Origin of the sequence: Bacillus sp. JJ1773 (genome assembly GCF_036962035.1) — a bacterium.
Taxonomy (GTDB): Bacteria; Bacillota; Bacilli; order Bacillales; family Cytobacillaceae; genus Cytobacillus.
Genome location: NZ_JBALNX010000038.1, coordinates 1 through 11,676, shown reverse-complemented (window position 1 = coordinate 11,676; position 11,676 = coordinate 1). Strand labels below are relative to the sequence as shown.

Here is an 11,676-nt window from a genome sequence, read left to right as displayed (position 1 = left end):
GCACTGGAGCTAGACAGTTCTTAAACTCGAGAAAACTTTCGCTATCATTTCATCTAAAAAAACGCCTGCAATTTTCACATTGCAGGCGTTTTCATGTTATATTAATATTTCATTTGCAGCTTTTGTATAAATACTAAGTACATCATCCTTTATCATTTTGCTGCTGCAAAATTGACTGAAGGAAAATGGGAAGGTTAAACCAAACTCCTGTAGGGTGTATACATTTTTTACAAATAAGCCCTCATATTTCTCATCTAATTGTGGAAGTTCTAGTATAGATATAATGGTTTGCAGACTCGCTATAACCTGATATGCTTCTTTTAATGTTCCAAAGTATTCGAAATGTCTTGTTGTTGTATGTAATACTTGCATGCGCTCAAATTCCTTTATCTCTTCATCAGGAAAATAGAGAGGAAAAACTTTTGAATATAGAGTTTGTATAAGTTCCTTAATTTTCAGCTCTTGTTCATGAGTTGAAGCATATACAACTTTCACATAAATGACCACCTTTAAACATTGTAACCTGTTCGTAATATATATCATTAGAATAGCATATTCAATTCGTTTTTTAGGGTGGTAATTAAACCCAAAGCGTTTCCATTTTTGCATAAATAAAGGAGAGGTCCATGATTAAAGCCAAGAGATTTGGAGAATGGTATGAATTAACATTACCCCGTGATTGGGATGGATTTACTATAGATTATATTCTAAGAAATATTTGGAGAGCACCGAAAAAACAAATACATTTTATGCGTATGGAAAATCAGGTAAAGGTTAACGGTGAATGGATTAACTGGAATTCTCCATTAAAATATATGGATAAATTGCAATTACGAATTTTTGTTGATGAGGATTTTGGCGTGACTCCCTTTAATAAAGATGTGAAAATCCTTTATGAGGATGATCATATACTTGTTCTTAATAAGCCAGCCCATATGGATACTCACCCTAACGAGGATGGGCAGACAAATACACTATCTAATGCAGTTGCCTATCACTTACTATCTCAAGGGGAATATCGGAAAGTGAAGCATGTTCACCGGCTGGACCGCGATACGACTGGAGCGGTGCTTTTTGCCAAGCATCCTCTTGCCGGAAGCATTCTAGATTGGATGCTGGAAGAAAGGATCATAAAACGCACGTATGTGGCCCTCGTTCATGGGTTGTTAAAGACTAAAAAAGGAATCATTAAGGAGCCCATTGGACGTGATCGCCACCATGCAACAAGAAGGCGTGTATCCTCAAGCGGACAACAGGCAATTACACATTTTGAGTTAATTAAAACGTATCCGAAACAAAACCTGTCACTTATTAAATGCCAGCTGGAAACTGGACGTACACATCAAATCCGTGTCCATTTAAGCTATATTGGCCATCCTTTAGCTGGTGACGTTTTATACGGTGGGAAACCCATCTTTGACCGACAAGCATTACATGCTGCTAAACTCGAATTTCCTCACCCCTTTACGATGGAAAAAATCAGCTGCAATGCTCCTTTACCTGAGGAAGAGAACAACAAATCAGTCATGCTGGCAGAGCTGCTGCAAGTTTTGCCCAGTGACCTTACCTAAATGAAAAGGGTCGCCTCTTATGCCAATTATTTGGCATATGAGACGACCCTTCTACTTTTCTTTGTCTTGATTCAGCGCCTAATTACTTCTGCTTTTTTATTAGTCAGTCGTTCTTCTAAAGGCTCGCATAATAAGGCTTAGAAGGAATACGAGCAGCACAGAACCGATTAAGGCTGGAATAATTGGGAAGCCAGCGATATCTGGACCCCAATCACCGAAGATTGCAGACCCTAGCCACGCTCCTACAAATCCTGCAATAATATTACCAAAAACACCGCCTGGAATATCTTTGCCGGCAATCATTCCAGCAACCCAGCCAATGATTCCTCCTATAATTAATGCCCATAAAAAGCTAAACATAATATCACTCCTTGCTGTTTTGATTGTAGTTTTTCTCAGTTTTTTTTCTTTCATTCAAAAAACTAATTTCCATTTTTTAAAAAGTGAACGAAAAGAATTGGTACAAACTTGAAGCCTATATGTAAGTTACCCAGAAATCATCACAATTACACTTTTTTTTTTCTAAAAAACCAAAAGCGATTGCTCTAAGGCAATCGCTCAATCTATATAAACGGCATATGCCGAGATATTAATAACAAATTACCCGCTCAGCATTTGTCCAAAACCTTTGCTTTTTGCAAAAAGTTTATAATCAACTAAACTTCACATACTATGGAAAATAATAAGAAATAATGAATGTTTTTTTACATCAAAAGAATTTATCAACTTTTTTCGACTTAAAACTATCTAATTCACTCATTTTCGTATAAAATTATTTGAGTTTGGATGAAATTTTTTTCTATGGGGGTTATACACATGGTTTTTAAAAAGAAGGACAAATTCAATACGTTGTTAAGCAATATTGCATTGAACGTAAAAGAGGGTGCAATTTACTTTGCAGACTATAAATTGAACAATGTAAGTGATTTGAAAGTTTTTTCAGAAACGATGAAGGAATATGAGTCAAAAGGGGATACATTTGTTCATGAAGTGATCAGGGAATTAAATAATGCCTTTATTACGCCAATTGAGCGTGAAGATATCCTGCACCTTGCAATGAGTTTGGATGATGTAATCGATGGAATTGAACATTGTGCAGCACTATTCGAAATGTACTCCATCACACAGGCAGATGATTATATGCTTAAGTTCGTAGATGCAATTAAAAACTCTGCTTTTGAAATTGAAAAATCAATAGAACTTCTTTCTACGAAAAAATTACTGCAGATTAGAGAACATCTAATCATAATTAAAGATCATGAATCAAAATGTGATGGCGTTCTTCGCCAGTCGATCAAACATCTTTTCTCCGTAGAGAAGGATCCAATCAGAATCATTCAGTACAAAGAGATATACGAAAATATGGAAGATATAGCGGATAGCTGCCAAGCGGTTGCTAACACACTTGAAACCATCATCATGAAAAATGCATAAGGAGCCGTAACAAATGGATGGATTATTTATTTTAACAATCTTAATTGTCATCGGAGCCTTAGCTTTTGACTTCATAAACGGTTTTCATGACACTGCTAACGCAATTGCTACATCTGTGTCAACAAAAGCCCTTAAACCGAGGCATGCAATCATTTTAGCAGCAGTAATGAATTTTGTTGGCGCGATGACTTTTACAGGTGTTGCCAAAACGATTACAAAGGATATCGTTGACCCGTTTACATTGCAAAATGGATCATTAGTTATTCTAGCTGCACTTATCGCAGGGATTTTCTGGAATTTATTAACATGGTATTATGGCATTCCAAGCAGTTCCTCACATGCGCTAATTGGCTCTATTGCCGGTGCGGCCATTGCTGCTTCAGGATTTGCTGCTCTAAATTACCAAGGTTTTATAAAAATTTTACAGGCGCTTATTTTCTCACCACTTATCGCTTTTGTCGTCGGATTTATTGTTTACAGCATTTTTAAAGTTGTATTTAGAAATAACAATTTAACAAAGACCAATCGGAATTTTCGCTTGTTTCAAATTTTTACTGCTGCATTGCAATCCTATACACACGGGACGAATGATGCACAGAAAGCGATGGGAATTATTACAATGGCACTTATCGCCAATAACTATGTCACGACTACAGACATTCCATTCTGGGTTCAGTTCTCCTGTGCCCTTGCAATGGGACTTGGGACATCTGTCGGCGGCTGGAAAATTATTAAAACAGTCGGCGGAAAAATCATGAAAATACGTCCTGTGAATGGCGTAGCAGCCGATATAACAGGTGCCATGATTATTTTCGGGGCTACATTTATTCATTTGCCAGTCAGTACAACACATGTTATCTCGTCTTCTATTTTAGGAGTCGGTTCTGCTCACCGCCTAAAAGGGGTTAAATGGGGAACAGCACAAAGAATGCTTATCACTTGGGTAATTACTTTACCTATTTCTGCAACGATCGCAGGTCTTGTTTACCTTCTTTTAAATGCTATTTTTTAATGGAATGTAAAAATGGGATTTCGATTTTTGCTGGTTTTAAGAGGATAGACTAACTTCCTATCTTCTTAAAACCATTCACTTTTCAAAAAATCAGCAGGCTATAATAGCCTGCCACATTTTAAAAGCTGCCGGGGATGGAATCAATTCTCCAGCCCTTATCGGTTTGGCGAAAAACGATATGAACAGTTTCAGTAACTAAACTATCACCGAGCGGAACTTTTAGATTGTATTCTTTTTCAGAGCCTGCATCCTTTGTGAGAAAAATGGTTGCTCTTTCGTAATCTGCACGTGAACCTCCGTCTGCATTTGGCTGAGCAAGCTTTCCATTATGCAGGACTATGCCTGCTCTTTCCATATATTGATGAATAGCTTCCGCCGAGTATGCGCTTGATAAATATTCGTTCATTTTCTCCTTTGTATCAAGGTCACTGCCCATGTAACGGTAATCCATTTCATTCAATAGAAAGCTTTCAATCAGACCCTCTTCCATTTTTCCTCCGCTTGTCACATACCAGTAATTCTTTACTGCAGTTTGAACCATTTCCAGCAACATTTGTTCTTCCTGACTTTTTAGTTTCTTGTAGTCCGCCCCCGGTCTAATACTGCTAATTATTTGACCTACCTCTGGATCATTAAGAAATTCTTTATTCTTACGAACTCCATAAGTAAGAGTTTTTGTTTCAAAGAGCGGAGATAAACCATAGTCCTCCAAGCTGCTAATCCAATCTTTTTGATGGGCTTCCACGGTAAATAATATTGCCGTTTGCCCATTGTCTAGGACTTTATTTACATTAATCATATATTCACTATTATTTCCTTCTTCACCTTTTATGAAAAGATTTGAAGCCAAAGCTTTCGGGATATTCATCGTGATATCTGCCTCCCGTAAATAAAAGGGAACCGTATCACTGTTTCGGTGTGCTTGCTTTTCTTCTATCTCCATTTTCAGATTTTCAAATTCATCTCTTGAAGGAAAAGTCATTTTCAAATTCATTCCCTTTTCAATTGCTTGAAACGCAAGCTCAGGGTGCCCTTCTTTTAACCTTGCGTCCGCAAGATAATACCAATAATAAGGAGCATTAGGGACATTCATTGCCCTTGCATCATAATAATCAGCTACCTTCGCGAAATAGGCAGGATAGAAGCTTAAATCTGATTGAAATGAAGTGTTATCCCATTTAACAATATCTGTTCTATATACATCTGCCATTTCTCTATTCCATATAGCTAATCTTGCCTGTGAGTCCTTTTTATCCTCTGGAATTAGAACTTCCAATTCGTGGTAGTTTAATTGTGCTAATTTTACTAATCTACCTTGTTGGCTTTGATCCCATGTGAAAATATCCAGTATATTCCCGGCCGATACACCTATTTTCCAGCCTAATAATAGTTCTGGTCTTCCGTCACCTGTAATGTCTGCACTGCTAGCCCAGCTGACTTCATATCCAGTCCCTTTAACCTCCGTTTCCTTTATCCATTCACCTTTTTCTTTCCGTAAAATTAATGCCCCTGATTGTTCTTGTTTTCCAATAGACTGGTAAAGAAAAACGACCTCATTATCTCCGTCTCCATCTAAATCCGCTTGTATAGTAGATTCATTGCCTACTGGCTGACCAGCCGTTGTAAACATCGTTCCGGCAGGTAAGAATTCTTTAGATTTTAATAACAGTGTTTTTTCTATTTCGCTAGCCGCCTCCACATATTGAGGTGCTTGTATTAATGTAACTGGCTCTGGAAGGAAGTTGCATCCCCCTAGAAAAAATGTACTGGCTAAAAGCAAAGCACAAAACCGCAAGTAATATTTCCTCATAATTCTCCCCCTATATTTCCTCCCTACAAAAAGAATACTACAATAAGTAATGGAATTCGTTTCAAATAGGTTAACTAATCATTGCATATACATTAAGAAGATTAGAATACTAATCGACATTAGGGAAGGATATGATGGCGGTTGTTCCTTTGCCGACCTCACTATTAATCTCAAGACTTCCTCCATGGGCATGAATAATTTCGTGGCAAATAGCAAGTCCCAGTCCTGTACCAGACCCACGAAATTTGCCTTTATAAAATTTCTTCGTTATGGCAGGCAGGTCATCAGGTGGTATTCCTTTTCCTGTGTCAGCTATTTCAATGATTGTCATTCCTTCTTTCCGTTCAACATGAATGGTAATGCTGCCATTTTGGGGTGTAAATTTAAGAGCATTATCCAAGATGTTAATCAATACTTGCTTCATCCGGTTTCGATCAAGTTTAACCATTAAGCCTTCAGGCATTGTTAATACCTTTAAATTTACCATCTGCCTCTCTGCACGTGGATGCAGCTGTCCAGCCACTTCCCTTATTAATTTTGATAAATCGGCACTAGCAAAGAGATATTCTACTTTGCCAGTTGATAAACTCGATAAATCAAGCAAATCCCCTAGCATTAAATTTAACCGGTCACTTTCATTTGAAATGATTTCCAGCCCTTCTTTAAACATCGAATCATCAGACAACGAATGTAAAGTAACTGCCCATCCTTTTACAGAGGTTAACGGCGTTCTTAATTCATGTGAAACAGATGCAATAAATTCATTCTTCAGCTTTTCATGCTTTTCAACCTCTCTAGCCATAAAGTTTAATGTGTCAGCCAGCTTGCCGATTTCATCATCTTTTTTCTTCGGTATTCTTGTCGCAAAAAAACCAGCAGCCATTTGCTCTGCCGCCAATGTAATGGTGCTTATTGGTTTTGTAATGGAGACTGCCAGGAAATAGCTAATACATGCTACAAGCAAAATAACAATGATTCCGATTCCAGCTAACATTACTGAATTTTGAATAAAAACAGAATATAGGTTGTCTATAGATGAAATAAACCTGACCGCTCCAATTGGCTCATTTCCCACTAAAATTGGCTGTGTTACTGCTAACAGTTTTTCATCACCGTTATCACCTATCCAATAGCCTGTCGTACCATTTAAACCAGATTTAACATCCTCAAGAGCAGCAAGATTTAATTTCCCCTGGTCATGAGTATTGGCTAGCACAGTCCCATCAGAGTCAATGATTTGCACCTGTGCACCGATGTTAAAATGATATTGACTAAGAAGCTGTTCTGCTTGGTTGGACAATTTACCCGACTCTATATATGGCTCATAAAAAGTTGAGAACATGGATCCCTGATCTCTAAGAGCTTGTTTGACTCCCCCCATGTAATAAGTGTAAAGGGCAGATAGAATAATAGTCTCATAAAGAACAACTGTAAAGATGATTAATAAAAGATAACTCCATACTAGACGCTTCTTAATCCCTTTCTTCATCCCAGCTTTTCGCCTTCCTCAAAGCAATACCCAAATCCCCAGATCGTTTTTAAATATAATGGATTTGAAGGGTCATCTTCAATTTTTTCTCTTAATCTTCTAATATGCACATCAACTGTTTTAGGGTCTCCAAAATAATTTAATCCCCATATCTCATCAAGGAATTCATCTCTTGAAATGGTTTCATTCAACTTTTCAAAGAAATATTTCATTAGTTGAAATTCACGGGGAGTTAACTTTAAAAGCTGTCCCGATTTATAGACTCTTTGTGTTTTAATATCAATTACGTATGGTCCTGCCTCTAATTTTGAACTTTTTGCCGGCTGTTGTATGATTTCTGTTCTTCTTAATACAGTCCTAATTCTAGCTACAAGCTCCAGCGGATTAAAAGGCTTCACAATATAATCATCTGCCCCAAGCTCAAGACCCATTATTTTATCCATATCCTGCCCACGTGCTGAGAGGATAATGATTGGGAGCTGAGGATTCTTTTCCCTTATTGTAGTACATATCTCAAAGCCATCCATGTCAGGAAGCATGAGATCAAGAATAACTAAAGAGGGGTTATACTCTTCAACTAGCTTTAAGGCAAGCTTCCCTTCACCAGCTTCCATTACTTCAAAATTAGATCTTTGTAAATTAAATGCGATTAATTTACGTATGGATTGCTCATCTTCAATAATTAATATTTTTCCATTTGTCGTCATCTTTTTTTCACCCTATATGAATAATTTTCATTTTCCCATCTAAATTAGACGTTAGAATTGGCGACCTGTCACATCTTACCATTATATTTTCCTTCTTATAAAAATTCCCTAAAAACCTTTCCATTTCCTCTTTTATTTGAAATTTCTTCCTGTAGAATAGAGATATAGTTCTTATATAGGGGGGACAGCTTTATGCCTGATTGGTCCTATCACCCTTTGTTTAAGCCATGGCTTTCCCGGCTATCTGGTTCGGCTGGTAGAGAATTCATTCACCGGGGAATGTGTATGATTGCGAGTGTACCAGGCGGAAAACAAGGAATTGAATTTCTAGGCCATATGAAACCTTCTCCCACAATAGGCAAAAGGTTATTTAATTGCATATTTTCAAGCCCACTCGGCTTAAGCGGGAAAATTGACCCGCTATTGTCCGGAACAAAGGCATTTTCTTATCTCGGCTTCGGTTTCATTGAAGTAGGTCCTGTCAGTTTGGATCCTAATGACTCCAAAGAGACAGCAAGATTTGATAATCAAACAGGGACCATTCTTTATCCAAAGCCCCTCGAATCAATAGGGATCGATCAAACCGTGCAAAGGTTAAAGAAACAGAAGGCTACTATCCCACTATTTATTCGATTAAATTTATGCTCCAGTGAAAGTATGGATGAATTAATAAAGCTTTCAAAGCCGTTGACACCATTTGCAGATGCATTTGTGATTGACTTTCTTTCATTACTAAACGCCAGTCAGCATTTAGGACTTCTTGCAAAAGAAAGCAAGAAACCAATTATTCTGGCCATTGCTCACAATAAAATAGGTAGGTTCCTGCCTCACATTCAATCACTAATCAGCTCAAATTTCATAAATGGATTATTAATTGAGGAAGCGAATGAAGATCAGCCTTCGGGCAGGCAAACTATGGAGATAGCCGGTGCCTTAAAGCTTCTTCAAGGTAAGCAAATGGCGGGGATTCCTATTATTATTTCAGGAGGGGTATATGAGCCTGAAGACGCCGTTCTGCTTCATGATTTAGGAGCAGACCTTATCATGCTGACAGAGGGCTATGTCTCTTCTGGCCCTGGTCTTCCAAAAAGAATTAATGAAGCTCTTGCTGATTCTAAAGGAATAGATGACGGAATGGATGTTATACAAGGCTGGAAATGGTATTGGCTGTTTGGGTTTATTATTTTCTGCGGAGGACTTCTTGCACTTATTTTTAGTATGACACGTGTCATTCTTCCGTATGATGAAGCATTTATCCAAATGACAAGAGAGGAATTAATTTCCTTAAATCCGAACATCCTTAAATTTATGGCTCATGATAGGATGACCCTTGCTGGAACGATGATTTCTGGGTCGATTCTTTATATGCAGCTAGCAAAAAACGGAGTGCAATTTGGGTTGCATTGGGCAAGGAAAGCCATTAATATTGCTGCCATTTCAGGTTTTTTAGGAATACTTCTATTTATCGGGTATGGATACTTTGATTGGCTACATGGTTTATTTTGGCTTATCCTGCTTCCATTTTTCATATGGGGTGTTCGTCAAACAAAAGGAGCCATTCATTCTCCAGTTTCAAAAAACCGCAGAAATACCTCGAATTGGAAAAAATCACTATGGGGCCAGCTTTGCTTCGTCATTTTGGGATTTTCATTTGTCATTGGCGGAGTCGTCATCTCGACTATCGGGACTACAAGTATTTTTGTACCGACAGATACTGGGTTTATTTGTATCCCGCCTGAGATTCTTAATGAAATTAATAACCGGCTAATTCCGGTCATTGCCCATGATCGGGCCGGGTTTGGGAGTGCCTTATTTAGTGTCGGGCTGCTTGTACTCATGATGGCGCTTTGGAGCTTTCATGAAGGGGCTAAATGGGTATGGTACTCCTTTCTATTTGGGGGCCTGCCAGCCTTTTCAGCCGGTATCTTAACTCATTTTTTTATCGGTTATACGACCTTTATTCACCTTCTTCCAGCATACTTTGCCTTACTTCTTTATATGGCTGGGCTTATTTTATCAAAAGGGTTTTTATTTGATAGTGAAAATCTGCAAAATGAAAAAAATCGGCAAATGCCTTCGTAGGCACCTGCCGATCTTTTTATGCTTCTGCTTCAATTTTCTCTTCCATATTATTATAAATAGTTGAATCAATTTCACCAGTCATTCGGCTCGTTAGAAGTCCTGATGTCATAGAACCACTTACATTAAGAGCAGTACGCCCCATATCGATTAGCGGCTCAACTGAGATTAAGAGACCCGCTAAAGCAACTGGCAGGTTTAGTGCAGATAAAACTAAGATAGCTGCAAAGGTTGCACCGCCGCCAACTCCAGCAACACCGAAGGAGCTAATCGCTACTACGGCAATAACCGTTGCGATGAATGATGGTGATAATGGATTAATTCCAACTGTTGGCGCAATCATAATTGCAAGCATAGCTGGATAGATACCAGCACATCCATTTTGCCCAATCGAAAGACCAAACGATCCAGAGAAGTTGGCAATTCCATCAGGGACTCCTAGAGACTTTTGTGTTTTTATATTTAATGGAAGGGCACCAGCACTTGAACGTGATGTAAAGGCAAAGGTTAGTACAGGAAATGCCTTTTTCACATACGTTACCGGATTAAGTCCAGCAAATGTCAGCAATAATAAATGAATTAGGAACATAACGAGCAATGCGACGTAGGACGCGAGCACAAACTTACCGAGCTTTAGTATGGCATCAAAATCACTCAAGGCTACCGTCTTTGTCATAATAGCAAGGACACCATATGGAGTTAAGCGTAAAATAATCGTCACAACACGCATGATTACTGCGTAAAATGCATCTACAATTTTCGAGAATAATTCAGCTTGTTCAGGTGCCTTTCTTCTAACACCTAAATAGGCAAACCCAAGAAATGCTGCAAAGATAACAACTGAAATCGTTGAAGTTGGACGTGCACCAGTTAAATCCAAGAATGGATTAGCTGGAAGTAATTCCAAAATTTGTTGAGGGAGATTTTTTCCTTCTAATTCAAGATTTCTTTGCTCCATCACTTCACCGCGGGCTATTTCAGCATCCCCTTGAGTAATCTGAACAGACTCCAAATTAAACCCTAGAGTTGTAGCAATACCTACAGCGGCTGCTACAGCTGTTGTTGCAACTAGCAAGCCAATAATAAGAGTACTAATCTTTCCTATATTATTGCTCAATTTCAGCTTCGTAAAAGCAGTTAATATCGAAATGAATACAAGTGGCATAACAATCATTTGCAGAAACTTTACATAGCCTCCGCCAACAATATTGATCCACGCTGATGATTCAGCAACAACCTCTGAAGTCGGTCCATAAATAAACTGTAAAGCAAAACCAAACACAATCCCTAATCCTAATGCGGTAAAAACACGTTTAGAAAATGATATATGTTTTTTCTGCATATAGAACAGGCCAATAATAATTAATAACATAATAGCAATATTTATGATAACAAGCCCTGTTGTCATTTTATTTCCTCCTAAAATAATAATCTTCAATAATGATAAAACTATATCTCATGTAATCCTATGAGTCAAGTAGGAATTAAAGAACCTTATTTATTTTTATTAATTTACCCTTGACTATTTTTTAAATGCATAATACTTTTTTTATTTGGAGGTTTATTTTACAATT

General features: G+C 37.9%; 10 protein-coding genes. 4 read left to right on the top strand and 6 right to left on the bottom strand.

Annotated features, from left to right (window positions below):
- Window positions 1-96: 96 nt before the first annotated feature.
- The gene (locus V7127_RS10095; RefSeq protein ID WP_335485472.1) at window positions 97-495 is read right to left on the bottom strand and encodes a YhcU family protein; all 399 of its coding nucleotides are present in this window, start codon (window positions 493-495) and stop codon (window positions 97-99) included.
- Between the two features lie 131 nt (window positions 496-626).
- On the opposite strand from V7127_RS10095, the gene V7127_RS10090 reads away from it, so the two are divergent.
- Window positions 627-1,571: an RluA family pseudouridine synthase gene (locus V7127_RS10090; RefSeq protein WP_335485470.1), complete on the top strand. Its 945-nt coding sequence runs from the start codon at window positions 627-629 to the stop codon at window positions 1,569-1,571.
- Between the two features lie 99 nt (window positions 1,572-1,670).
- Here V7127_RS10090 and V7127_RS10085 read toward each other — a convergent pair whose 3' ends face one another.
- On the bottom strand, window positions 1,671-1,931 hold the full coding sequence (locus tag V7127_RS10085) for a GlsB/YeaQ/YmgE family stress response membrane protein (RefSeq protein ID WP_335345567.1): 261 nt from the start codon (window positions 1,929-1,931) through the stop codon (window positions 1,671-1,673).
- A gap of 456 nt (window positions 1,932-2,387) precedes the next feature.
- Between V7127_RS10085 and V7127_RS10080 the strand changes: the two genes are divergently transcribed.
- Together V7127_RS10080 and V7127_RS10075 are read left to right on the top strand one after the other, a co-directional pair.
- Window positions 2,388-3,005, top strand: coding sequence for a DUF47 domain-containing protein (locus tag V7127_RS10080; protein WP_335485467.1), 618 nt, complete (start codon window positions 2,388-2,390; stop codon window positions 3,003-3,005).
- 13 nt (window positions 3,006-3,018) lie between these two features.
- Window positions 3,019-4,017: an inorganic phosphate transporter gene (locus V7127_RS10075; protein WP_335485464.1), complete on the top strand. Its 999-nt coding sequence runs from the start codon at window positions 3,019-3,021 to the stop codon at window positions 4,015-4,017.
- Between the two features lie 118 nt (window positions 4,018-4,135).
- Here V7127_RS10075 and V7127_RS10070 read toward each other — a convergent pair whose 3' ends face one another.
- The 3 genes from V7127_RS10070 to V7127_RS10060 form a co-directional block, all read right to left on the bottom strand.
- The gene (locus tag V7127_RS10070; protein WP_335485461.1) at window positions 4,136-5,827 is read right to left on the bottom strand and encodes a DL-endopeptidase inhibitor IseA family protein; all 1,692 of its coding nucleotides are present in this window, start codon (window positions 5,825-5,827) and stop codon (window positions 4,136-4,138) included.
- A 109-nt stretch (window positions 5,828-5,936) separates the two neighbouring features.
- The gene (locus V7127_RS10065) at window positions 5,937-7,316 is read right to left on the bottom strand and encodes a sensor histidine kinase (RefSeq protein WP_335485458.1); all 1,380 of its coding nucleotides are present in this window, start codon (window positions 7,314-7,316) and stop codon (window positions 5,937-5,939) included.
- Window positions 7,313-8,023, bottom strand: a complete 711-nt coding sequence (locus V7127_RS10060; protein WP_335485455.1) for a response regulator transcription factor — start codon at window positions 8,021-8,023, stop codon at window positions 7,313-7,315. Before V7127_RS10060 ends, V7127_RS10065 begins: the two co-directional genes overlap by 4 nt.
- A 192-nt stretch (window positions 8,024-8,215) precedes the next feature.
- Here V7127_RS10060 and V7127_RS10055 point away from each other — a divergent pair, with 192 nt between their 5' ends.
- Window positions 8,216-10,105: a dihydroorotate dehydrogenase gene (locus V7127_RS10055; RefSeq protein ID WP_335485452.1), complete on the top strand. Its 1,890-nt coding sequence runs from the start codon at window positions 8,216-8,218 to the stop codon at window positions 10,103-10,105.
- A gap of 16 nt (window positions 10,106-10,121) precedes the next feature.
- On the opposite strand, the gene V7127_RS10050 is transcribed toward V7127_RS10055, so the two are convergent.
- Window positions 10,122-11,510 carry an L-cystine transporter gene (locus V7127_RS10050; RefSeq protein ID WP_335485448.1) on the bottom strand — a complete coding sequence of 463 codons (1,389 nt, stop codon included), beginning with the start codon at window positions 11,508-11,510 and terminating at the stop codon, window positions 10,122-10,124.
- Between the last annotated feature and the right edge of the window lie 166 nt (window positions 11,511-11,676).

Excerpts from the sequence above, each read along its gene's own strand:
- V7127_RS10090 (WP_335485470.1), top strand. The coding sequence starts at position 627 with ATGATTAAAGCCAAGAGATTTGGAGAATGGTATGAATTAACATTACCC.
- V7127_RS10085 (WP_335345567.1), bottom strand. The coding sequence starts at position 1,931 with ATGTTTAGCTTTTTATGGGCATTAATTATAGGAGGAATCATTGGCTGG.
- V7127_RS10080 (WP_335485467.1), top strand. The coding sequence starts at position 2,388 with ATGGTTTTTAAAAAGAAGGACAAATTCAATACGTTGTTAAGCAATATT.
- V7127_RS10075 (WP_335485464.1), top strand. The coding sequence starts at position 3,019 with ATGGATGGATTATTTATTTTAACAATCTTAATTGTCATCGGAGCCTTA.
- V7127_RS10070 (WP_335485461.1), bottom strand. The coding sequence starts at position 5,827 with ATGAGGAAATATTACTTGCGGTTTTGTGCTTTGCTTTTAGCCAGTACA.
- V7127_RS10065 (WP_335485458.1), bottom strand. The coding sequence starts at position 7,316 with ATGAAGAAAGGGATTAAGAAGCGTCTAGTATGGAGTTATCTTTTATTA.
- V7127_RS10060 (WP_335485455.1), bottom strand. The coding sequence starts at position 8,023 with ATGACGACAAATGGAAAAATATTAATTATTGAAGATGAGCAATCCATA.
- V7127_RS10055 (WP_335485452.1), top strand. The coding sequence starts at position 8,216 with ATGCCTGATTGGTCCTATCACCCTTTGTTTAAGCCATGGCTTTCCCGG.
- V7127_RS10050 (WP_335485448.1), bottom strand. The coding sequence starts at position 11,510 with ATGACAACAGGGCTTGTTATCATAAATATTGCTATTATGTTATTAATT.